The sequence below is a fragment of the Streptomyces sp. NPDC057428 genome (assembly GCF_042803195.1).
Taxonomy (GTDB): Bacteria; Actinomycetota; Actinomycetes; order Streptomycetales; family Streptomycetaceae; genus Streptomyces.
This window is the reverse complement of the sequence record NZ_JBHVCT010000042.1, coordinates 31,669-54,461: the sequence shown is the minus strand read 5'-3', so window position 1 is coordinate 54,461 and position 22,793 is coordinate 31,669. Positions and strand designations below refer to the sequence as shown.

Genomic DNA, 22,793 nt, shown 5'->3' with positions numbered 1-22,793 from the left:
GGTTTCCGCTTCCCGTCGCGGTCACGTTGTACGTTCCGCGCCGCCGTCCAAGGCGCGCGCCACCGGTAGGTACGTGGAGGGGCTGCACTCGGAGGGGGGTGCAGCCCCTCGGCGTGCCGGGCTCACGCCTCTTCGGCGGCCGCCTTCGGCGGGATCGCGGGTATCGCCAGGAACGGCAGCTTCAGCGCGCCGAACGCCTCCTCGGGAACGGCCGGCGCCACCGGCTCGACCGCGGCCAGCCGCCGGTACGCCTCACCCTGCGCGGGACGCGGGTCCGCCTCGCCCTTGTTGGGCCAGAAGGACATCGCACGCTCGGCCTGCGCGGTGATGGTCAGCGACGGGTTGACGCCGAGGTTCGCGGAGACCGCGGAGCCGTCGACGACGGAGATGCCCGGGTGGCCGTACAGCCGGTGGTAGGGGTCGATGACGCCCTCCTCCGGGCCGGCTCCGATCGCGCACCCGCCGAGGAAGTGCGCGGTGAGCGGGGTGCCCATCAGCTCCCCCACGTTCGATCCGGCGAAGCCGTTGATCTCCTGGGCGAGCAGCGTCGCCCCCCGGGTCGCCTCGGCTATCTGCGTCGGGTTGGGTGCCCCGTGCCCCTGGCGGGCGGTGAGCAGCCCCTTGCCGACGCCCCCTGGCTTGCGGTACGCGATCAGCGAGTTGTCCAGCGACTGCATGACGAGGCCGATGATCGTCCGCTCCGACCAGCGCCGGTTGGAGAGCGAGCGCATGGTCAGCAGCGGGTGCCTGGCCACGCTGCCGAACCAGCTCAGCACCCGGTGCGTGCTGTAGGGCACCTGAAGGATGGTCAGGGCGCCCATGGCGTTCGAGCCCTTGCCGTAGCGCACCGGTTCGATGTGGGTGTTCTCGTCGGGATGGATCGACGAGGTGATGGCGACTCCCCGGGTGAAGTCGGCCTTGGCTCCGCCGTGCTTCCTGCGGTAGCGGCGGTCGCTGGTCTGCGCGCCCACCAGGCCCTCGGAGTTGGTACGGGTGAGTTCGCCGAGCCGGGAGGAGAGCCGGGGCAGGAGGCCCTCGTCCTTCATCCGGTGCAGCAGGGTCTGCGTGCCGTACGTCCCCGCCGCGACGATCACCTTGCGGGCCCGCAGCACGGACGGGGGTGCCTTGCGGCGCCGGTTCGTCGGCACGGTCGACACGCGGTAGCCGCCCTCCGGGGCGTCGGTGACCGCGACGACGGAGGTCATCGGGTGGATGACCGCGCCGGCCTTCTCCGCGAGGTAGAGGTAGTTCTCGTTGAGCGTGTTCTTCGCGCCGTGGCGGCATCCCGTCATGCACTCGCCGCATTCGGAGCACGCCTTGCGGGCGGGACCGGCGCCGCCGAAGTACGGGTCGGCGACCTCTCCCCCGGGTTTCGTGCGCGCGGACCCGTCGGCGTCCTGCCCGTCGCCGAAGAACACGCCCACCGGGGCGAGGTGGAAGCTGTCGCCGACGCCCATGGTCTCAGCGACGGCCTTGAGGTGGACGTCGGCCGGGGTCATGCTCGGGTTGAGGCGCACGCCGAGCATCCGCTTCGCCTGGTCGTAGTACGGCGCCAGCTCCGCCCTCCAGTCGGTGATGCCGGCCCACTGGCGGTCCTCGAAGAACGGCGCGGGCGGCACGTAGAGCGTGTTGGCGTAGTTCAGGGAGCCCCCGCCGACCCCCGCGCCGGCCAGCACCATCACCTTGCCCAGCAGGTGCACGCGCTGGATGCCGAACAGGCCGAGCGCCGGTGCCCACAGGTAGTTCTTCACGTCCCAGGAGTTCTTGGGGAGCGTCGCCGGTGTGAAGCGGCGGCCCGCTTCCAGGACGCCGACGCGGTACCCCTTCTCGCTCAGGCGAAGGGCCGAGACCGCGCCGCCGAAGCCCGAACCGACGACGAGCACGTCGTAGTCGTACGCGTCGTCGTCAGCCGCCTGAGCGGCCGGTACGGCCTGTTTCTGGGCAGGACTGTCCTGGGCCATGGCTCTCCTCGGTGGCAGAGGGCGGGAAGCGGGGGCGTCTGGCGGTTCAGCGCAGGCGGAAGGCCTTCATCACCTTGAGGCTGCTGCTCATGAAGGCGGCGTACTTCTCGTCGTCCATCCCGAAGGACGGCGCCAGGGGCATCAGCCGCTGCTGGGCGACCGTCTGGGCCTCGGTGTACTTCAGGATGCCCTCGGAGCCGTGACGCCTGCCGAGACCCGAGTCCTTCATGCCGCCCATCGGCGACTGGACGCTGCCGTACGCGGGCGCGTACCCCTCGTTGATGTTGACCGTGCCGGTCCGCAGCCGCGCCGCGACGCGGTGGCCGCGTCCCGCGCTGCGCGTCCAGACACTGGAGTTGAGGCCGTACGGCGTCGCGTTGGCGAGCGCGACGGCCTCGTCGTCGTCGCTGAAGCGGTAGATGGAGACGACCGGGCCGAAGGTCTCCTCCCCGCAGACGGCCATGGGTGCCTCGACGCCGTCCAGGATGGTCGGCTCGTAGAAGAGCGGGCCGATGTCGGGCCGGGCGACGCCGCCCGCGACGAGTGTCGCGCCCTTCTCGACGGCCTCGGCCACGTGCCTGCTGACGGTCTCCAGCTGACGCTCGCCGACGAGGGAGCCCATGTCGGCTCCGTATGCCAGGGAGTTGCCGAGGCGCATGGCCTTCGTGCGGGCTGCGAAGCGCGCGACGAAGTCGTCGGCGACCGACTCGTGGACGTACAGCCGCTCGATGGAGATACAGAGTTGCCCGGCGGAGGAGAAGCAGGCGCGGACGGCGCCCTGGGCGGCCTTCTCCACGTCGGCGTCGTCGAGGACGAGCATGGCGTTCTTGCCGCCGAGTTCGAGCGACACTCCGACGAGCCGGGCGGCGGCGCCCTGGGCGACCTCACGGCCGGTGCGGGTGGAGCCGGTGAAGGAGACGTAGTCGGCGCGGGAGACCACCTCGGGGCCGACGACCGGACCCTCCCCGATGACGACCTGGAACACCTCGGCGGGCAGTCCGGCCTCGATCAGCAGGTCACGGGCCCACAGGGCGGTCAGCGCGGTCTCGGTGTCGGGCTTCATGACGACCGCGTTGCCGGACACGAACGCGGGCAGCGCGTCCCCGACGGAGAGTTCGAGAGGGTAGTTCCAGGGGGCGATCTGGCCGACGACCCCGCGCGGCTGGCGGAGTTCGGTGACCTTGGTGAGGGTCGGGACGACCCCGGTGTGCCGCCTGGGCTTCAGGTAGGAGGCGGCCCGGCGTCCGTAGTGCCGGGCCGAGACGGCGACGGCCAGGACCTCTTCGTGGGCGTGCAGCCTGGCCTTGCCCGTCTCCAGCTGGATGAGGTCGAGGACCTCGGACTGGCGCCGCAGGACCAGGTCGTGGAAGCGGAGCAGGACGGCGGCCCTGGCCCGGACGGGGGTCGCGGCCCACGCCGGCTGGGCGGCCCGGGCGCGTTCGAAGGCGGTCTCGACGTCCTCGGGGGTGGACTCGGGCAGGTCGGCCAGCTTCTCCCCGGTGAAGGGGCTGTGGTTGGCCGTGCGGCCGGAACCGGCGACGCCACGGGTCAGCTGGGCGATCACCTCGGCGGTGACCACGTCGGCGGCGGTGCGCGCGCCCGCGGGGGCGGCGGCCACCGGGTTGGTGCCCACCCGGGCGGCGGGGGCGGTCGTGGATGCCTGCGAGTCCGTCATGAGGGCGAGAGTATGTCCACGCGCGCACTTTGGGTACCCGTGGGTAACAGGTTTTCACAGACCCTGCCAGGGCATTGAGCCGCGCCCGGTTATGCAGCCAGTGATCACTGGCTGCATAACCGCTGATCAGGGGTGATCCGCTGTCCGTACGGGGAGCGTCGGTCAGGAATCGTGAATCTTGGGACGTTCGGCCACCTCCGCGTAGATGCACTCCGCCGTCCTCCGCCGCCCGGCCGGCCGCGGGCATCTTCACCCGCACGTACCCGCGTACCTCAGCCGGTGTGCTTGGGCGGCTGCCAGCTGCGCAGCATCGTCTCGAAGAGCCGCCGGGTCTCGGACCGGTCGCCCTCGGGACCCGTCATGTAGAACGCGTACTCGGGGCCGCCCGGCTCGGCCATGTACATCTGGTCGATGCCGTGACGCGGGCCCGGGTGGTCCTTGGACTCGACCCAGGTGAACTCCCAGCGTGAGCCGGGGCGGTCGCGGAAGATGTTCGGCTCCAGGGACTGCCGCTCGTAGGCCGGCAGCCGCTCCGCGAGGTCCTTCTCGATGCTCTCCATGTGCGTGTACGAGTTGTCGAAGTCCGGCTGCGGATCGAGGCTGATCCGGATGCGGTGCGCCCCGCCGTCCGGGGTGTAGTCGATCTGCCCGTCCTGGGTGTGCCGCTCCCACCCGTCCGGGACGAGGAGGCTGAAGCCCTCGGGGTCGTGGACCGTCTTCCAGCCGTCCGGTACGCCGTTCACGTCTCCCGTGGCCTCCCGGCTCGCGGACGGGGACGAGGAGGCGGACGGTCCGCCCGCACCCTGCCCCTGGGTGCGTCCCGCCGTACTCCCGCTGCCGTCCGCGTACTTCATCGCGGCGATACCGGCCGCACCGCCGAGCAGGGCCGCCACCGCCAGCACCAGCAGGGCGGTACGCCACCGTCTGCGCGCAGGGCCGGGCGCGAAGTGGTGCGGGGGCGGCGAGGACGGAGGCAGGGAGAGCCGTGCCGTCGATCCGTCCGGGGCGGAGAGGGCGAGCAGTTCCTCCTCCGTGACGCGCCGCGTGGGAACGTGGGCCTGCGCGGCACGGGGCTTGCGCCCCTCCATCGCGTCCAGCAGCATCCGTTCGGCCTCCTCGGCCGTCGGGCGGGCGGCGGGGTCCTTGCGCAGAAGTGCCGTGATCACCGGCCCCAGCGCGCCTCCGCGCCGCGGCGGGGGCGGCTCCTCGGCGACGACGGCCTGCATGGTCGAGATCGGCGACGTACGGCGGAAGGGCGAGGTGCCCTCCACGGCCGTGTAGAGCGTGGCGCCCAGCGACCACAGGTCGGACGCGGGGCCCGGATCGCCGCCGCGCACCCGCTCGGGGGCCAGGTAGTCGATGGACCCGACGAGTTCGCCCGTCCTGGTGATGGTCGAGTCACCCTCGATCGCGGCGATCCCGAAGTCCGTCAGCAGCACCTGTCCGTCCCGGGCGAGCAGGACGTTGGCCGGCTTGACGTCGCGGTGCAGCACGCCGGCGGCGTGCGCGGCCCGCAGGGCGCCCAGCACATGGAGCCCGATCCTCGCCGCCTCGCGCGGCTCGACCTCGCCGGTCTCCTTGGCGGCGTCGGCGAGCGAAGGGCCGTCGACGTACTGCATGACGATCCAGGGGCGGTTGTCGTACTCGATGACGTCGTGGACGGTGACGACCCCCGGGTGGGTGATCCGGGCAGCCGCGCGCGCCTCCTTCTGCGTGCGGGCGTGCAGCACCGCCCGGTCCGCCTCCGCGGCGTACAGCCCGGCGGTCAGCTCCTTTACGGCGACCGTCCGGTGGAGGACCTCGTCATGGGCCCGCCACACCTTGCCCATGCCTCCGCGGCCCAGGACGTCGCCCAGCCGGTACCGCCCGGCCAGTACGATCCCCGCGTCCGTTCCCTGCGCGTGTTCCACGTGTCCCCGCCCCGTTCCTCGGGACGACAGGGTACGGAGAGGAGGCCACCGCACGGAACCTCGCATCGCCCACGACATCGCACTGTGATGCTTGTCGCGTCACGCCGACGACAGGTCAGGAGGACACTCGGTAACTGGAGATGGCCTGTTCGTAGATCTCGGAGACCTCGTCCCGGTCGTTCTCCGGGCCGATGACCTGGACAATGTGGTACCTGCCGTCCACGATCATGACCAGGTTGCGGACGTACACCTGCCGTCCGCTGCTCTCCTGCCAGGTGAACTGCCCCTCCGCCATCGCCTGTCTGCCGACGTCGACGCGGCGCAGACCCGTGGACGTCGCCCAGCTGGACTCGCGGAATGGCTTCAGCTCGGGCTCGCCGCTCCGCTGGTAGTCCAGCGGATCGTCGCCGTGGGCCTTGACCGTGTCCCGGCCCGGCACGACGAGGACACTGAACCCGTCGCTGCCGTACCTGACCTGACGGTCGGAGCCGGCGGGGCTGCGCTGCCAGCCCTTGCGTACGCCGATCTCGAAGCCCTCGGCGTCCTTGCGCAGTTCGTACCCCGCCGCGAGGGCGACGGCCGAGCGGCTGGTCTGCGGCTTCCGCGAACCCGAGGAGCCCGACGAACCGGACGCGCCGGGCGACTCGGTCGCCCCGGCGGACGGACCGCCGGTCTCCCGGTCCGCGGGTGCGACGGAGTCCGACGGTGCCGGGCCCGCGCCGGTGCCCGCCTTGGGCATGAACATCACGGCGTAGGCGACGGCGGCAGCCATCACCAGCAGGATCAGCACCAGGAGCAGCCGTCCGAGCCTGCGCGGCGCCCTGCCGCCGGGCGGCGGCTGGCGCAGCACCTTGGGCCCCTTGGGCTCGCGCGGGACGCGGGGCGGCTTCTCGTACCGCTGCGGCGGCGCCTCCTGGCGCTGCGCCCTGCCCTGCCGGTGCCGTCCGTGGGCGGCGCCGCGACCCCGGCGCCTGCGCACCAGCTCACCCCGGCGGCGCACGACCGGCAGGCGGGTGGCGTCGGCGGGGGGCAGCGTGACGACGTCGGCGCCGGCCTCCGGTTCGGGGGCCGAGCGCACGAGGGAGCGCAGCCAGCCGCGCAGCTCCTCGAAGTCCGGCCGCTCCGTCGGGTCCTGACGCAGCAGCGACTCGACCACGGGGCGCAGCGGACCGCACTCCTCGGCGAAGGCCGGCGGCTCACCGCAGACCATCTGCACGAGCTCGGCGGCGTTCTCCTCCGGATACGGGGCATGCCCCTGCACGGCGCGGTACAGGAGCGCGCCGAGCGCCCAAAGGTCGGTGGAGGGGCCGATGGGCGGAGCCAGCTGCCAGTTGTCGTGGACCGGACCCGCCTGCTCGGGCGCCCACCGCTCGGTGACGGCACCGACGACGGCGATACGGGCCTGCCGGGCACGCTCGGCGGCGAGCGGGGTGGCGGGGCCGCGGTACGCGGGGGTGCTCCCACTGCCGGCGACCACCTCGTCCCACCCGCCGACGGGTGCCCGCGCGGTGACCGGCTGAGGCAGCCGGCCGGGGCGCTCCACCGGACCGCCGCCGACCCGCCGGGCATCGGCCCGCAGGGCGTCCTCGCCGTAGCCGCCCGATGCCGACGAACCCCCCGCGGGCACGGGGCGGCCGGAGCCGTGGCCGTCGCTCCAGGTGCCGGCGAGGTGGACACGCCGGCCGGGCGGCCGGTGGCCGGGGTCGTCGTCCTCGTCGTCGTCCTCGTCGTCGTACGGGTAGGTGCCGTCGCCCGGCCCGCCCCAGCCGCCGGTCAGCTGCGGTCGCCCCGGGTACGGCGAGGTGCCGGTCCCCTCGGGCTCCCGCTCCTCGGCGGCGGACGTGCCGGGCTCCTCGGGTCCGACCGGCCCGTCACCGGCCTCACGCTCCGCGCGCCTCTGCTCCTCGCCCGCGCGCGCCGCGGCACGCGCTCCCGCCCGGTAGGCGGCGATGGCACCGGCGCGGGCGGCACGCAGCTGCGCCGCGCTCCCCGCTCCGGGCGGCGCGGGCACACCGTCGGCGGACGCCCTGGGCGCGGGCAGGGCCTCGGACCCGGACGGCGCAACCTGGTCCGGCGGCGCCGGACGCCTGTAGGCCTCGTGCGGGTCGGGCCGCTCCGAGGCCCCGAAGGCAGTGCCCGCACCGGACGGGTCGTCGGAATCCTCTGTTCCGTAAGCACCTGACGACGGCTCGTCCAGGTCCTGTCGCTCGTGGACGGCCGACGGCCTGTAGGGGCTCGGCAGTTCCGGGAGCGCGAAGAGCTCGGGCCTTTCCCGCGGGCTGCTGAGGGCGGGCGGTTCGTACGACGCGGAGGGCTCGTGCGGGCTGCGCGACTCCGGCGGGTCGTACGGGCCCGTGGGCCCCGATTCGACCGCCGGGGGCCCGTAGCTGTCCTCCTCGTCCGGCTGCGGCGCCGGAACGTATCCGCACAGCGCCTCCTCCGCCGCGCCGGCCGCCAGACCCGTCAGCACGACGCGGCCGTCGTCGCAGACCAGCACGGTGCGGACGGTGATGTTGCGGTGCGTCCAGCCGTGCGCGTGCAGCACCGCGAGAGCCGTGAGCACGTCGGAGCCGATCTCTGCGGCCCGGTAGGGGTTGAGGGGCCGCTCCGCGAGCAGCGCGGCCAGTGGCCTGGCGGCGACCAGTTCGCTCACTATCCAGAGCGATCCCGCCTCGGCGAACACGTCGAAGACCTGGTCGAGGCGCGGGTGGTCGGGCACCTGCGCGGCGGCCTGGGCGGCTTCGATGGCCCTTCTGACCGCGGGGTCCGTGGGCCGGCGCACCGCCCGCCCGGTGGCACGCCTGGCGGCCGGGGGCAGCCCGTCGGCGTCGAGCACCTCCGCGTCCACGACCTCGGGCAACGGCACCTGGCGGACCAGGACCTCCTGCCCGCTGTACGTGTCGAACGCCCGTGTCTCGGCGAGTTCGAAGGCGTCGGACGGGGGCAGCGGAAGGCGGTAGCGGTCGGCGAGTACCCGACCCGCGTAGTCGTCCACGACGCCTCCCCAGAGCGCGCTGTCCCCTGGTCACGGAGACCGCATGAATCCGTCAATTGCGGTCACTTGCTGTGCATTTGACCTATTTTTTCGGCTGCGTACGGTCCTCGGTCTCTCACCATACGTGGCAAGTCACGGCTGTGCGGCCGGGTCACCGCAACCCGGCCGCTCCGTCGTACGCCCGCGCCGGTCAGTCGGTGGGCTCGAACGTGGCGAACGCCGTGTCGCGCAGCGCCTTGCACTCCTTGCCGTCCCACTCGGACGCCTTGCAGCTGATCATGATCGAGAAGCCGTGCGTGGCGTCCGCCTTGAAGCCCCGGTTGAGCACCCGGACCCGCATCCCCTGCTGGTTGCGCGTGAACTCCCAGTCCGCGACGGTCGGGTAGCCGTTGTACTCGACCTTCTTTATCCCGATGTGCTGGTAGCCGTCGCTGAGGCTCCTGGCGCTGGAGACCGCTCCGGCCCAGGCTGCCGCCGCGTCGTTCCTGGGCGAGGAGTTGTAGTCGACCTGGACTCGCGGGAAGCCGCCGCCGGCGTTGTAGATGGCACCCGAGTTCCGTCCCGCTATGGCGTCGAACCTGAAGTCCTCGGGCATCGCCATCGAGAAGTGGAACTGCTTGTTGGTGACCTTCTTGAACCCGGCGGGCAGGGCGTCGGGGTCCGGGGTCGCCTCGCCGGTCTCCGGCGAAGGAGAGGTCGAGGGGGCGCCGGACGCGTCTGCCTTGCCCTCCCCCCGACCGTCCTTGCCGCCGTCCCCGGCGGCGTCGTCCTTGCCCGAGCCGCCGCCCGCGGGCTCGGTGCCACCGCCGGACGCGGCGCCTGCCGACGCGGAGGTGTCGCCCTTCGCCCCGTCGCCGCCCGCGTCACCGTCTCCGATGGTGAGCGCGAGGATCGTACCGAGGATGGCCAGGGCCACGACTCCGGCGATGATCGCCAGTGTGCGGCGCGGCACGACGTCGGTGATGGACGCACGGGCCTGGCCGGGCCGCCCGGCGGGACCCCCGACGGAGGCCGAGGCCGTCGCGGTGCCGGCGCCCCGCGAGGCCGCCGGGGACTTGGCGTTGCGCACGGACTTCAGCGCCCCGCGCAGCCGGTCCCGGGTGCTCTCCGTGGTTTCGGGCTCGCGCGCGGCGGCCGCGGCGCCGGACGTCCGCCCCGTCGGAACCGCCCCGGCGGCGAACCCGACGCCGGCCGCTGCGGCGGCTGCGGCCGCGGGCTTCCCGGCGCCGCTCCCCGCTCCGCCCTTGTCCCGCTTGTCGCCGCTCCTGCCGCCCTTGGTGTCACCGGTCACGGGCAGCGCCATGACCTGGGTGCGCTCGGCCGGAGGCGTCACCGGCGCCTCGGGGGCGTTGATCACCGCGTTGAGCAGGACGCGGGCGCCCGCGTCGTCCAGCCGCTGGTCGGGGTCCCTGGCCAGCAGGCCGTAGATGACCTCCTCCAGTGGGCCCGCGTGCTCCGGCTTCTCGACCGGCTCGGTCATCACGGCCGTGAGGGTGGCGATCGCCGATCCCTTGTCGTACGGCGGACGGCCCTCGACGCTCGCGTACAGCAGTCCGCCGAGCGACCACATGTCGGCGGGCGGTCCCGGCTTGTGTCCCCGAGCGCGCTCGGGGGAGATGTAGGAGGGGGCGCCGACGAGCATGCCCGTTGAGGTGACGGAGGGGTCGCCCTCGACCTGGGCGATCCCGAAGTCGGTCAGGACGACCCGGCCGTCCTCGGAGATCAGCACGTTCGACGGCTTCACGTCCCGGTGCAGGATGCCCTCGCGGTGCGCCGAGCGCAGGACGTCGAGGATGGCCAGGCCGACCTCCGCCGCGCGTCTCGGGGTGAGTGTCCCGTCCTCCCGGATCACCTCGGCGAGGGACTTGCCCTCGATGAGTTCCATGACGATCCACGGCCGGTCGTCCTCGTCGACGACGTCGTAGACCGTCACCGCGCTGGTGTTGCGGATCCTCGCGATCGCCTTCGCCTCACGCAGGGTGCGCGTGATGAGACGGCGCTTCTCGTCCTCTTCGATGGAGGACGGGAACCGCAGTTCCTTGACCGCGACCGTGCGCCCCAACGTCTCGTCTGCAGCCCGCCAGACCGTGCCCATGCCGCCCCGGCCGAGCACATCCCCGAGCCGGTAGCGCCCCGCGAGGAGACGTCCGTCCTTGTCCCGTTGGGGCTCCTGTGCCTGCTCCGCCTCCGACATGCGTCCCCTCTGCGATCAACCCGCCCTGGCAGAGCGTTCATTGTCCCTCACCCCGGGACCGGTCATGGTGCCGGGTCCGGGGTCGGTCACGATGTGGCCGGAGGAGGGAACCCCCTGCCATGCCGATTTCCAGGGCGCTGCTCGTCGCCCCGCTGATGTTGTGCGTGTTGGCTCTGGGATCCACCAGCCTGCCCAGCGAACCACACCTCACGCCCGCATCGTCCTACCTCCCCCGGCTCGTCGTCGAGGGCCGCGCTCCCGCGGCAGCCATTCTGGTACGTCACAACGCCCGCGGGCACAGCGGTCTCTACGACTCCGCGGGGACCGGAAGCCGTGCCGCCGACCGCTTCCGGGCGGGCAGCGCAGCATCACGAAGTCCTTCGTCGCGGCGGTCGTCCTCCAACTCGCCGGGGAGGGCGGCTCCGGCTGGACGACAGCGTCGAGGACCACGGGTTCGTACGGCATGGGAATCCATCCGCAGAAGGTCTCCTGCGGCATGACCGTCCGGGGCCACCGAAGACACATCGCAGGAAGTCACCTCCGGTCCGCCGCGACCCGCGACGGCCGGTCCTCACTCTCCGGGTCAACGCGGACACCCCCCCCCGCCCAGGGGCTCGAAACAGCCCTCCTGGAGGCGGTGTTCTGCTCCCGGAAGCCCTCCTGAACCTCCGGGTGCAGTCCTCCCGCCGCTCTCCGCCTACAGGGGTGAGATGTCGGGTGCTCCCAGCCGCGCGGCGTCCGCCGTCAGGTCGTCGGGCTGCCGCTGCGACTCCCGCTCGGCCTCCACGCGCTTCTGGTAGTGCTCCACCTCGCGTTCGACCTGGGCCGTGTCCCAGCCCAGGACCGGGGCCATCAGGTCGGCACACTCGCGGGCGGACCGGGTCCCCCGGTCGAACGTCTCGATGGAGATCCGGGTGCGCCGGACCAGGACGTCGTCGAGGTGCCGGGCCCCCTCGTGCGAGGCGGCGTAGACGACCTCGGCCCGGAGGTAGTCGTCGGCGCCGGTCAGAGGTTCGCCGAGCGTGGGGTCCGCCGCGACGAGTTCCAGGACTTCCTCGGTCAGGGAGCCGTACCTGTTCAGCAGGTGCTCCACCCGGACCACGTGCAGTCCCGTCCGGGCCGCGAGCCTGGCACGCGAGTTCCACAGGGCCTGGTAGCCCTCGGCGCCCAGCAGCGGGATGTTCTCCGTGACGCAGTCCGCGACCCGCTGGTCAAGCCCGTGCACCGCCTCGTCGACGGCGTCCTTGGCCATCACCCGGTACGTCGTGTACTTGCCTCCCGCCACGACGACGATGCCCGGCGCCGGATGGGCGACCGTGTGCTCACGGGACAGCTTGCTGGTGGCGTCCGACTCACCGGCCAGCAGCGGCCGCAGTCCGGCATAGACCCCTTCGACGTCGTCCCTGCCGAGCGGGGTGTTCAGCACCGAGTTGACGTGTTCGAGGACGTAATCGATATCGGCGCTGGATGCGGCCGGATGGGACTTGTCGAGTGACCAGTCGGTGTCCGTCGTGCCGATGATCCAGTGCCGCCCCCAGGGGATCACGAAGAGCACGGACTTCTCGGTCCTCAGGATGAGGCCGGTCGTGGAGTGGATACGGTCCTTGGGCACCACGAGGTGGACGCCCTTCGACGCCCGGACGTGGAACTGTCCGCGCTCCCCGATGAGGGCCTGGGTGTCGTCGGTCCAGACCCCGGTGGCGTTGACCACCTGCTTGGCACGGATCTCGTACTCACCGCCGCCCTCGACGTCCTCCACCCGTGCGCCGACGACACGCTCGCCCTCCTTGAGGAAGGCGGTCACCCGCGCGCCGTTCGCCACCCGCGCGCCGTAGCTCGCGGCCGTCCGCACCAGGTTCGCGACGAAGCGGGCGTCGTCCATCTGGGCGTCGTAGTACTGGAGGGCCCCGACCAGGGCGTCCTTCCGCAGGGCCGGAGCGACCTGCAGCGCGTGGCGGCGGGTGAGGTGCCTGTGCAGGGGCAGTCCCCGCCCGTGGCCGGAGGACACCGACATCGCGTCGTACAACGCGACGCCGGAGCCCGCGTACAGCCGCTCCCAGCCCTTGTGCTGCAGCGGGTAGAGGAAGGGCACGGGCCTCACGAGGTGCGGCGCCAGCCGCCCCAGCAGGAGCCCTCGCTCCTTGAGCGCCTCACGGACGAGCGCGAAGTCCAGCATCTCCAGATAGCGCAGTCCGCCGTGAATCAGCTTGCTCGACCTGCTGGACGTGCCGGCGGCCCAGTCACGACCCTCGACCAGACCGGTCGAAAGTCCTCTCGTAGCCGCGTCGAGCGCGGTTCCAGCGCCGACCACGCCCGCCCCCACGACCAGCACGTCCAGTTCGCGCTCGGCCATCGCGGCCAGCGCTTGGGTGCGCTCCGCGGGTCCCAGTGTCGCTGTCCTCACTGCTGCCTCCCGGTATTCCCGGTGGATCGGGGTGCCACGGCACGGAGAGCGGGTCCGGCCGGAGAGCCGGGCACCCGTGCCCACCATTCGATTCTGTCCCCGGTCCGCAACTTCAGCCACCGCCTGTGGACAACACCCGGCTCACGGGACCCGCGGAATGCGACATATAGGTCATATATAAGCCTAGTCTTACATAGCGCTGTCCCCAGCAGTTGCACTCTCCGCCTCTTGGTCTTAGGGAAAGGACGGCTCTCCCCATGCCCGCAGACCTCGCTGTCATCGGACTCGGTCATCTCGGCCTGCCCCTCGCCCAGGCGGCCGTCGGCGTGGGGATCCACACCGTCGGCTACGACACGGACCCCCGGCCCTTCACAGAACTCTCGGCCGGCCGTACGCCGGCCGAGGGGTCTCTCAGCGCCTCGGACATCCGCAGGATGGTCGCGGGCGGCTTCCGGCCCACCGCGGACCCGGCCGAGCTGGGCCGGGTCCGTACCGCCGCGATCTGCGCCCCCACCCCGCTCGGACCTGACCGCATGCTCGACCTCGGAGCCGTCACGGACGCGGCCCGCGCGCTCGCCGCCCGGCTGCGGCCCCACACCACCGTCCTGGTGGAGTCGGCCGTGCCGCCCGGCACCACGGAGAACATCGTGCGGCCGCTCCTGGAGGAGGGATCCGGGCTGCGCGCCGGGCGCGACTTCCACCTCGCCCACTCCCCCGGCCGCCTCGACCCGGGCAGCCGCACCCACGTCTACGCCCACACCCCGAAGGTCATCGGCGGCCTCACCCCCGCGTGCACCGAGTCGGCAGCCGCCTTCTACGGACGGCTCACCGACAAGGTCGTCCGGGCCAGGGGACCGCGCGAGGCTGAGATGACCAAGGTCCTCGAAACGAACTTCCGGCACGTCAACATCGCGCTCGTCAACGAGATGGCCGTGCTCTGCCACGACTTGGGCGTCGACCTCTGGGACGTCATCAGGTGCGCCGAGACGAAACCGTTCGGATTCCAGCCGTTCCGCCCCGGACCCGGCGTCGGTGGCCATGGCGCACCCGTCGATCCTGGCTACTTCCCCTACAACAGCCGGACCACCGGGCACCCGTTGCGCATGGTCTCGCTGGCCAAGGAGATCAACGACCGGATGCCCAGTTACGTGATCCAGCGCTGCGCGACCCTGCTGAACGAGCACGGCAAGTCCGTGCGGGGAGCCAGGGTCCTGCTGCTAGGCGTCACGTACAAGCCCGACCTCGCAGACCAGGAGGCCTCGCCCGCCCGCGAGATCGCCACCCGGCTGATGGACATGGGCGCCCAGATCGGTTACCACGACCCGCACGTCCTGGACTGGCGCGTGCGTGACCTTCCCGTGGCGCGGGCCGACTCGCTCTACGAGGCGGCCGCCGGGGCGGACCTGACGGTGCTTCTCCAGCACCACCGCACCTACGACCTCCAGGGGCTCGCCGTGAAGGCCCAACTCCTCCTGGACACCCGAGGAGCCACCCCCGCCGGGGCCGCGCACCGCTTGTAGCCCGCCGGGCGCCCCCGGGAACTGGCCGACTTCATGACGTACCTGTTCCTCGTCCTCGGCCCCGCCGGCGCCTTCGCCGGCGCACGGAAGGCCGGCTGACAGCTCACACACGCAGGACGGCCCGGACCGATCGAGTGGTCCGGGCCGTCCTGCGTACGGGAGGTCAGCGGCTGTGCTGCGAGTCCGCCACCGTAACCTCGACCCGCTGGAACTCCTTGAGGTCGCTGTAGCCGGTGGTGGCCATCGCCCGGCGCAGCGCGCCGAAGATGTTCATGGAGCCGTCGGGGTTGTGCGAGGGACCGGTGAGCACCTCCTCCGTGGTGCCCACGGAGCCCAGGTCGACCAGCTTGCCGCGCGGGACGTCCTCGTGGACGGCCTCCATGCCCCAGTGGCGACCACGGCCGGGCGCGTCCGTCGCGCGGGCCAGCGGGGAGCCCATCATCACGGCGTCCGCACCGCAGGCGATGGCCTTCGGCAGGTCGCCCGACCAGCCGACGCCGCCGTCGGCGATGACGTGGACGTACCGGCCGCCGGACTCGTCCATGTAGTCACGGCGTGCCCCGGCGACGTCCGCGACCGCGGTCGCCATCGGGACCTGGATGCCGAAGACGTTGCGCGTGGTGTGCGCGGCGCCGCCGCCGAAACCGACCAGGACACCGGCCGCGCCGGTCCGCATCAGGTGCAGGGCGGCGGTGTACGTGGCGCAGCCGCCGACGATGACCGGGACGTCCAGCTCGTAGATGAACTGCTTCAGGTTGAGCGGCTCGGCGGCACCCGAGACGTGCTCGGCGGAGACCGTCGTACCGCGGATGACGAAGATGTCCACACCCGCGTCGACGACGGCCTTCGAGAACTGGGCGGTGCGCTGCGGCGAGAGCGCGGCGGCGGTGACGACACCGGAGTCGCGCACCTCCTTGATGCGCCGGCCGATCAGCTCCTCCTGGATGGGCGCGGAGTAGATCTCCTGGAGCCGCGGCGTGGCGGTCTCGACGGGCATCTCCGCGATCTCGTCGAGGAGCGCCTGCGGGTCCTCGTGCCGGGTCCACAGCCCTTCCAGGTTGAGGACACCGAGGCCGCCCAGCTCACCGATGCGGATGGCGGTCTGCGGGGAGACCACCGAGTCCATCGGCGCGGCCAGGAAGGGCAGCTCGAAACGGTAGGCGTCGATCTGCCAGGCGATCGAGACCTCCTTCGGGTCACGGGTGCGCCGGCTCGGCACTACGGCGATGTCGTCGAACGCGTATGCGCGCCGACCGCGCTTGCCGCGCCCGATCTCGATCTCAGTCACGATGATGTGGCCTTTCCTCTACGTCTGCGCTGACCAGTATCCCCGACACACACGTGAGGGGCGGTCCCGGGAACCCCGGTCCGCCCCTCACCTGCGCTGATGCCTTACTTCCTGCTGTAGTTCGGCGCTTCGACCGTCATCTGGATGTCGTGCGGGTGGCTCTCCTTGAGACCGGCCGACGTGATCCGGACGAAGCGGCCGTTCGCCTGGAGCTCCGGAACGGTCCTGCCGCCGACGTAGAACATCGACTGGCGCAGCCCACCGGTGAGCTGGTGGACCACCGCGGACAGCGGGCCGCGGTAGGGCACCTGGCCCTCGATGCCCTCGGGGACCAGCTTCTCGTCGGAGGCGACGCCCTCCTGGAAGTAGCGGTCCTTGGAGTACGAGCGCTGGTCGCCACGGGTCTGCATCGCTGCGAGCGAACCCATGCCGCGGTACGACTTGAACTGCTTCCCGTTGATGAAGAGCAGCTCGCCCGGGGACTCCTCGCAACCCGCGAGCAGCGAGCCGAGCATCACGGTGTCCGCGCCGGCCACGAGGGCCTTGGCGATGTCACCGGAGTACTGCAGACCGCCGTCGCCGATGACCGGGACGCCGGCCGCCTTCGCCGCGAGCGACGCCTCGTAGATCGCGGTGACCTGCGGGACGCCGATGCCGGCGACCACGCGCGTGGTGCAGATGGAACCGGGGCCGACGCCGACCTTGATGCCGTCGACACCGGCGTCGATGAGCGCCTGGGCGCCGTCACGGGTGGCGATGTTGCCTCCGATGACGTCGACACCGGAGGCGTTCGACTTGATCTTGGCGACCATGTCGCCGACGAGCCGGGAGTGACCGTGGGCGGTGTCGACGACGATGAAGTCGACGCCGGCCTCGACCAGCGCCTGGGCGCGCTCGAGGGCGTCGCCCGCGACACCGACCGCGGCGCCGACGATCAGCCGGCCACCCTTGTCCTTCGCGGCGTTCGGGTACTGCTCGGCCTTGACGAAGTCCTTGACCGTGATGAGGCCCTTGAGGATCCCGGCGTCGTCGACGAGCGGCAGCTTCTCGATCTTGTGGCGGCGCAGCAGCTCCATGGCGTCGACGCCGGAGATGCCGACCTTGCCCGTCACGAGCGGCATCGGCGTCATGACCTCGCGCACCTGGCGGGCGCGGTCCGACTCGAAGGCCATGTCGCGGTTGGTGACGATGCCGAGCAGCCTGCCCGCCGCGTCGGTGACGGGCACACCGCTGATGCGGAACTTCGCGCAGAGCTCGTCGGCCTCGCGAAGGGTCGCGTCCGGGTGCACCGTGATCGGGTCGGTGACCATCCCGGACTCGGAACGCTTCACCAGGTCGACCTGGTTCGCCTGGTCGGCGATGGAGAGATTGCGGTGGAGGACACCCGCGCCGCCCTGCCGGGCCATGGCGATGGCCATGCGCGCCTCGGTGACCTTGTCCATCGCCGCCGAGAGCAGCGGGATGTTCACCCGCACGTTCTTCGAGATGTGCGAGGCGGTATCGATCTGATCGGGCGCCATGTCGGACGCGCCGGGCAGCAGCAGCACGTCGTCGTATGTCAGCCCGAGCGTCGCGAATTTCTCGGGCACTCCGTCGACGTTTGCAGTCATGACACCTTCCCCAAATGGCCTTGATCGGTGCGGATGTCCATGCTAACGGCCTCGCGGGGTGTCTCATTCCACGAGCAAGATCACACCGAGGTTCTGTGGCTTCCCACAACCCGGAGGGGAGACGCCGGAACCGGGCCTACTGGCCGGCGAGCGCGCGTAGCCTGCTCAGCGCGCGGTGCTGCGCGACCCGGACCGCCCCCGGGGACATCCCGAGCATCTGGCCGGTCTCCTCCGCGGTCAGTCCGACCGCGACCCGGAGGACCAGCAATTCCCGCTGATTCTCCGGAAGATTGGCGAGGAGTTTCTTGGCCCAGGCCGCGTCGCTGCTGAGCAGGGCGCGTTCCTCCGGTCCCAGCGAGTCGTCGGGCCGCTCGGGCATCTCGTCGGAGGGCACGGCAGTCGATCCGGGGTGCCGCATCGCGGCGCGCTGGAGGTCGGCGACCTTGTGTCCCGCGATGGCGAAGACGAAGGCCTCGAAGGGTCTGCCGGTGTCCTTGTACCGGGGCAGCGCCATCAGGACCGCGACGCAGACCTCCTGAGCGAGATCCTCGACGAAGTGACGGGCATCACCGGGAAGTCTGTTCAGCCGGGACCTGCAGTAGCGCAGGGCGAGAGGGTGGACGTGGGCCAGCAGGTCATGCGTGGCCTGCGCGTCGCCGTCGACAGCACGGTGCACCAGAGCACCGATCACCGTCGTCCCGTCCTCACGCATCGGACCATGGTGCCTTGACACCGTCCGATCCGATGCATCGCGTCCCGAGTTGTGCACCGAAGCGTTATCAGCGTCCCGCGTCGGGGCGTCGCCGACGTCGTGGACCGCCGCCCTGTCGGCGGGCGGTTCGACACCTCCGGCGGACCCTTCGGCGCGGTCGCCCCGCGCGTCGGTCTGTGCGTCGTCGGCGCTGCGAGCGGGTGCTCCAGCGTTTTGAGCGGGTGCGCCGGATGTCATGTCCTGCGCCCTCCCCTTCCGCTCGACCGAATGTCCCCCGCGGGGGCTCCCCACTCAAGGATGCGGCATCGGCCGGGAAGCGTCACATACCGCGGGGTGGGGGGCCCGGCCGCGGGTCCGCCGCCACCGCCCCGTCCGCCGGCGCGCGGACGGGATCACACGGCCGGCGGCCGCGCGACGGGATCAGCGGACCAGGCCCCAGCGGAAGCCGAGCGCGACGGCGTGCGCCCGGTCCGAGGCCCCGAGCTTCTTGAACAGACGCCTCGCGTGCGTCTTCACCGTGTCCTCCGAGAGGAAGAGCTCACGCCCGATCTCGGCGTTGGACCGGCCGTGGCTCATGCCCTCCAGCACCTGGATCTCACGCGCGGTGAGCGTCGGCGCGGCACCCATCTCGGCGGACCGCAGCCGACGCGGGGCGAGCCGCCACGTCGGATCGGCCAGCGCCTGGGTGACGGTCGCGCGCAGCTCGGCACGGGAGGCGTCCTTGTGCAGATATCCGCGGGCACCGGCGGCGACCGCGAGCGCGACACCGTCCAGGTCCTCCGCGACGGTCAGCATGATGATCCGGGCACCGGGGTCGGCCGAGAGCAGTCGCCGGACCGTCTCCACACCCCCCAGACCGGGCATGCGTACGTCCATCAGAATCAGATCCGAACGATCGGCCCCCCAGCGGCGGAGGACCTCCTCGCCGTTGGCCGCCGTCGTCACACGCTCGACGCCGGGCACGGTCGCAACCGCGCGGCGGAGCGCTTCTCGGGCAAGCGGGGAGTCGTCGCAGACGAGGACGGATGTCATGACCGTCCTCCGCAGCTGATGCGCGTCACCTTGAGCCTCCAGGCTGATACAAGTCGTCACCTGAGCGGTCGACCCCCTCGGACATCTGCCCGAGCTCGTTCTGCGTCAACCGCTTCCCCTTCATCAACGACGGTCACTCGAAAGAGTTACGGCCCGAAGCATCGGGTTCGGCACTGTGCGTAAGGGGCCGTGCACAGAGAAGAGTGACGTCGGTTCAGGCACCCCTCGATCACTCCCCCACCCGTCGATCTGCCCCATTTAGGCGGGTTTTCTTCCCTTTTGCTGGCGTCTGAGGCTAGATTCGCAAGAAGTCATATTTACATCTACTAACACCGTAGATGTACGGTCGGGACTCAGGTCACCGACAAGCACCAACGGTCGAGGATGCCGATTCCGACTCAGCAAGGTTTCGAGGGGACACGCAATGGCAGATTTCTCCCGCCTTCCAGGACCCAACGCGGATCTGTGGGACTGGCAGCTGCTGGCCGCCTGCCGCGGGGTCGACAGTTCGCTCTTCTTCCACCCCGAAGGGGAACGCGGAGCGGCCCGGAGCGCCCGCGAGGCCTCGGCGAAAGAGGTCTGCATGCGCTGCCCGGTACGCGCCGAGTGCGCGGCACACGCACTCGCGGTACGGGAGCCCTACGGCGTTTGGGGCGGCCTGACCGAGGACGAGCGCGAGGAGCTCATGGGACGCGCCCGCAACCGGCTGATCTCCGCCCATTCGGCGCCGTCCGAGGGATCGGGCCCCACCTGACACCCTGCGGGCCCAAGCGAACGCAGAAACGTTTCTTCAGGCCCGGTGCACTCCTGCTCGGGCGTGCGCCGGGGACATGGTGGTGCGCCCGTCAGCGCGCGGCTGCCGCGGTCAGCTGGTCCAGGGTGGCCGCCACCGCGGGAACCCGGGCGAGGTCGGGCAGGGTGAGGGCGACGATCTCGCGCTCGACGGCGGGCTCCACCGTCACCGTGCGCGCCCCCTTGGACCGTACGGACTCCAGGGCCAGCTCGGGCAGGAAGGCGATGCCGAGGCCCGCCCCGACCAGGCCGACCACCGCCGGGTAGTCGTCCGTGGCGAAGTCGATCCGGGGGGTGAATCCGGCCTCCTCGCACACCTCGACCAGCTGCCGCCTGCAGCGTGGGCAGCCGGCGATCCACGACTCCTCCGCCAGCTCGCCGATGTCCACCGCACCGGCCCCGGCCAGTCTGTGCCCCTCCGGAACGAGGCCGACCAGCCGGTCCGTGAGCAGCGGGCGCACGACGAGGTCGTCCCATTCACCACCGGTGCTGCCGTACCGGAAGGCGAGGGCGATGTCGACGTCGCCGTCGCGCAGCATCTCCACCGAGCGGGGCGGCTCCGACTCGACGAGCGACACCTGCGTACCGGGGTGCGCGGCACGCAGCGCCGCGAGGGCGCCGGGGACCAGCGTGGAGCTCCCGCTGGGGAAGGAGACGAGCCGGACCCGGCCCGCCCGGAGACCGGCGATCGCGGCGATCTCCTCCTCGGCGGCGGTCAGCCCGGCGAGGATGCCCGAGGCGTGGCGCACCAGCGCCTCACCCGCCTGGGTGAGCCGCATCTCGCGACCCGTACGGATCAGGAGGGGGGTGCCTGCCGAGCTCTCCAGTGCCTTCATCTGCTGGCTGACGGCGGGCTGGGTGCAGCCGAGATCGCGCGCCGCGGCGGAGAACGATCCGCCGGTGGCGACGGCACGCAGGACACGGAGATGACGAGCTTCGATCACGCTCCAACCATAAGCGACGCTTGCATAATCATCTGATAAGTCATGAGCGGCTTTGAGTACCGCGCCGCTAGCGTGTACGGCATGAAGGTGCTCACCGTGAACATCGGCCGCCCCACCCCGTCGTCGCACACCGACTCCGCCACGGGGCTGACCGGAATCGGCAAGCAGCCGGCCGACGCGCCGGTGCGGGTCTCCGATCCCGGGCCCAGGGGCAGCGGCGGCAGCGGGCTCGCCGGGGACGCCGTGTGCGACCTGCGGCACCACGGCGGTACGGACCAGGCGGTGTACGCGTACGCCCGTGAGGAGCTCGACGCCTGGGAGGAGGCGCTCGGCCGGCCTCTGCCCGACGGCGCGTTCGGGGAGAACCTGACGACGTCGGGGGTCGTCGTCAGTCACGCCAGGATCGGGGAGCGCTGGCGGGTCGGCGAGGAAGTGGTCCTGGAGGTCACATCGGGCCGTGTCCCGTGCCGCACCTTCGCCGGACACGTGGGCGAACGCGGCTGGGTGAAGCGGTTCACGCACGAGGCCGCCACGGGCGCGTACCTGCGCGTGATCCGGCCGGGGACGATCTGTTCGGGCGATCCCGTGGAGGTCGTGCACCGCCCCGGCCACGACATCACCGCCGCCCTGGAGTTCAGGGCGACGACGACGGAGCGCACGCTGCTGCCGAGCCTGCTCGCCGCGGGTGACGCGCTGCACGGGGGGACGCTGCGGGCCGTGCGGGCGTACCTGGCCAGGAGCGGCCCCGCCCCCGCCGAGGGCACCCCCGCGTCGTAGCGGCGCGCGGCCCGCGCCCGAGGACGGGCGGTCCCCGCAGCCGCTCCCCGGAACGGCTGCGGGGACGTCGGGCTGGTCGGTGGCCCACTCACTCGGGGCACTACCGTGCCGCTTATGACGACTGCACTGATTACGGGCGCGACGGCGGGAATCGGGGCCGCCTTCGCACGACGGCTCGCGAGTGACGGGCACAACCTGGTACTGGTGGCCCGTGACACGGAGCGGCTGCGGGCCCAGGCCACGGAGCTGCACGACGGGCACGGCATCGAGGCCGAGGTGCTGACGGCCGACCTGTCCACGGACACGGGTATCGCAGCGGTCGAGAAGAGGTTGGCGGACCGTCACAGCCCGGTCGATCTGCTGGTCAACAACGCGGGCTTCGGCAACAAGGGGCGCTATCTCGACGTCTCCGTCGCCGACGAGCTGACGATGCTCAGAGTCCACTGCGAGGCGGTGCTCCGGCTGACCTCGGCAGCCGCGGGGCCCATGCGGGAGCGCGGCCGCGGCGGTGTCGTCAATGTGGCCTCCGTGGCGGCTTTCCTCCCCCGGGGGACGTACGGGGCGTCGAAGGCGTGGGTCGTGCAGTTCACGCAGGGCGCCGCGAAGGACCTGGCGGGTTCGGGTGTACGCCTGATGGCGCTGTGCCCCGGCTTCGTTCGGACCGAGTTCCACCAGCGGGCCGGGATGGGGACGGGCAACATCCCGGACTGGATGTGGCTCGACGCGGACAAGCTGGTGACCGCGGCCCTGGCCGACCTGGCCCGGGGCCGGTCGGTGTCGATCCCGGATCCGCGGTACAAGGCGCTGATGGGCCTGGTGAAACTCACGCCCCGGAACCTGCTCGGCGGGGTGACCACCCGCGCGGGGCGCACGTACGGCCCGAAGTAGCGAGGGACGGCCGTCGTCGCGGGCGACCGTCAGGCGACGCACCGAGGCCCGGTGCCCCCGCGACGGGGGTACCGGGCCTCGGTGGTGGTAC

15 protein-coding genes are annotated in these 22,793 nt (G+C 71.7%); 4 read left to right on the top strand and 11 right to left on the bottom strand.

The window, feature by feature from the left end; genetic code table 11:
* Nucleotides 1-122: 122 nt before the first annotated feature.
* The 6 genes from ACFU5K_RS18185 to ACFU5K_RS18160 all read right to left on the bottom strand — a co-directional run bounded on the left by ACFU5K_RS18185 (nt 123) and on the right by ACFU5K_RS18160 (nt 13,139).
* Complete coding sequence (locus ACFU5K_RS18185) at nt 123-1,961, bottom strand: GMC oxidoreductase (RefSeq protein ID WP_384062462.1); 1,839 nt, start codon at nt 1,959-1,961, stop codon at nt 123-125.
* Nucleotides 1,962-2,007: 46 nt separating this feature from the next.
* Entirely contained in the window at nt 2,008-3,636 is a 1,629-nt protein-coding gene (locus ACFU5K_RS18180) for a succinic semialdehyde dehydrogenase (protein WP_384062459.1), read from the bottom strand.
* A 272-nt stretch (nt 3,637-3,908) separates the two neighbouring features.
* On the bottom strand, nt 3,909-5,546 hold the full coding sequence (locus ACFU5K_RS18175; RefSeq protein ID WP_384062456.1) for a protein kinase: 1,638 nt from the start codon (nt 5,544-5,546) through the stop codon (nt 3,909-3,911).
* Between the two features lie 115 nt (nt 5,547-5,661).
* A complete protein-coding gene (locus ACFU5K_RS18170) occupies nt 5,662-8,541 on the bottom strand; it encodes a protein kinase (protein WP_384062454.1) in 2,880 nt (959 codons plus the stop codon).
* 190 nt (nt 8,542-8,731) lie between these two features.
* On the bottom strand, nt 8,732-10,735 hold the full coding sequence (locus tag ACFU5K_RS18165) for a serine/threonine-protein kinase (RefSeq protein WP_384062451.1): 2,004 nt from the start codon (nt 10,733-10,735) through the stop codon (nt 8,732-8,734).
* A gap of 697 nt (nt 10,736-11,432) precedes the next feature.
* Entirely contained in the window at nt 11,433-13,139 is a 1,707-nt protein-coding gene (locus ACFU5K_RS18160; protein ID WP_384062448.1) for a glycerol-3-phosphate dehydrogenase/oxidase, read from the bottom strand.
* 257 nt (nt 13,140-13,396) lie between these two features.
* On the opposite strand from ACFU5K_RS18160, the gene ACFU5K_RS18155 reads away from it, so the two are divergent.
* Entirely contained in the window at nt 13,397-14,659 is a 1,263-nt protein-coding gene (locus ACFU5K_RS18155; protein WP_384062445.1) for a nucleotide sugar dehydrogenase, read from the top strand.
* A gap of 163 nt (nt 14,660-14,822) precedes the next feature.
* Here ACFU5K_RS18155 and ACFU5K_RS18150 read toward each other — a convergent pair whose 3' ends face one another.
* The 4 genes from ACFU5K_RS18150 to ACFU5K_RS18135 all read right to left on the bottom strand — a co-directional run bounded on the left by ACFU5K_RS18150 (nt 14,823) and on the right by ACFU5K_RS18135 (nt 19,301).
* Nucleotides 14,823-15,947 carry a GuaB3 family IMP dehydrogenase-related protein gene (locus ACFU5K_RS18150; protein ID WP_384062441.1) on the bottom strand — a complete coding sequence of 375 codons (1,125 nt, stop codon included), beginning with the start codon at nt 15,945-15,947 and terminating at the stop codon, nt 14,823-14,825.
* 104 nt (nt 15,948-16,051) lie between these two features.
* A complete protein-coding gene (gene guaB / locus ACFU5K_RS18145) occupies nt 16,052-17,557 on the bottom strand; it encodes an IMP dehydrogenase (RefSeq protein ID WP_384062438.1) in 1,506 nt (501 codons plus the stop codon).
* 136 nt (nt 17,558-17,693) lie between these two features.
* Complete coding sequence (locus ACFU5K_RS18140; RefSeq protein WP_030123887.1) at nt 17,694-18,269, bottom strand: sigma-70 family RNA polymerase sigma factor; 576 nt, start codon at nt 18,267-18,269, stop codon at nt 17,694-17,696.
* A 420-nt stretch (nt 18,270-18,689) separates the two neighbouring features.
* Nucleotides 18,690-19,301 carry a response regulator transcription factor gene (locus ACFU5K_RS18135; protein ID WP_003948568.1) on the bottom strand — a complete coding sequence of 204 codons (612 nt, stop codon included), beginning with the start codon at nt 19,299-19,301 and terminating at the stop codon, nt 18,690-18,692.
* Nucleotides 19,302-19,725: 424 nt separating this feature from the next.
* Here ACFU5K_RS18135 and ACFU5K_RS18130 point away from each other — a divergent pair, with 424 nt between their 5' ends.
* Nucleotides 19,726-20,055: a WhiB family transcriptional regulator gene (locus tag ACFU5K_RS18130; protein ID WP_384062435.1), complete on the top strand. Its 330-nt coding sequence runs from the start codon at nt 19,726-19,728 to the stop codon at nt 20,053-20,055.
* Between the two features lie 91 nt (nt 20,056-20,146).
* Here the strand turns inward: ACFU5K_RS18130 and ACFU5K_RS18125 are convergent, their stop codons facing one another.
* Nucleotides 20,147-21,037 carry a LysR family transcriptional regulator gene (locus ACFU5K_RS18125; protein ID WP_384062432.1) on the bottom strand — a complete coding sequence of 297 codons (891 nt, stop codon included), beginning with the start codon at nt 21,035-21,037 and terminating at the stop codon, nt 20,147-20,149.
* 81 nt (nt 21,038-21,118) lie between these two features.
* Between ACFU5K_RS18125 and ACFU5K_RS18120 the strand changes: the two genes are divergently transcribed.
* Nucleotides 21,119-21,814, top strand: coding sequence for an MOSC domain-containing protein (locus ACFU5K_RS18120; RefSeq protein ID WP_384062473.1), 696 nt, complete (start codon nt 21,119-21,121; stop codon nt 21,812-21,814).
* Between the two features lie 114 nt (nt 21,815-21,928).
* Nucleotides 21,929-22,702, top strand: coding sequence for an SDR family NAD(P)-dependent oxidoreductase (locus ACFU5K_RS18115; protein WP_384062429.1), 774 nt, complete (start codon nt 21,929-21,931; stop codon nt 22,700-22,702).
* Nucleotides 22,703-22,793 lie beyond the last annotated feature (91 nt).

Coding starts and splice junctions, on each gene's coding strand:
- ACFU5K_RS18185 (WP_384062462.1), bottom strand. CDS start 1,961: ATGGCCCAGGACAGTCCTGCCCAGAAACAGGCCGTACCGGCCGCTCAG.
- ACFU5K_RS18180 (WP_384062459.1), bottom strand. CDS start 3,636: ATGACGGACTCGCAGGCATCCACGACCGCCCCCGCCGCCCGGGTGGGC.
- ACFU5K_RS18165 (WP_384062451.1), bottom strand. CDS start 10,735: ATGTCGGAGGCGGAGCAGGCACAGGAGCCCCAACGGGACAAGGACGGA.
- ACFU5K_RS18155 (WP_384062445.1), top strand. CDS start 13,397: ATGCCCGCAGACCTCGCTGTCATCGGACTCGGTCATCTCGGCCTGCCC.
- guaB (WP_384062438.1), bottom strand. CDS start 17,557: ATGACTGCAAACGTCGACGGAGTGCCCGAGAAATTCGCGACGCTCGGG.
- ACFU5K_RS18140 (WP_030123887.1), bottom strand. CDS start 18,269: ATGCGTGAGGACGGGACGACGGTGATCGGTGCTCTGGTGCACCGTGCT.
- ACFU5K_RS18135 (WP_003948568.1), bottom strand. CDS start 19,301: ATGACATCCGTCCTCGTCTGCGACGACTCCCCGCTTGCCCGAGAAGCG.
- ACFU5K_RS18130 (WP_384062435.1), top strand. CDS start 19,726: ATGGCAGATTTCTCCCGCCTTCCAGGACCCAACGCGGATCTGTGGGAC.
- ACFU5K_RS18120 (WP_384062473.1), top strand. CDS start 21,119: ATGAAGGTGCTCACCGTGAACATCGGCCGCCCCACCCCGTCGTCGCAC.
- ACFU5K_RS18115 (WP_384062429.1), top strand. CDS start 21,929: ATGACGACTGCACTGATTACGGGCGCGACGGCGGGAATCGGGGCCGCC.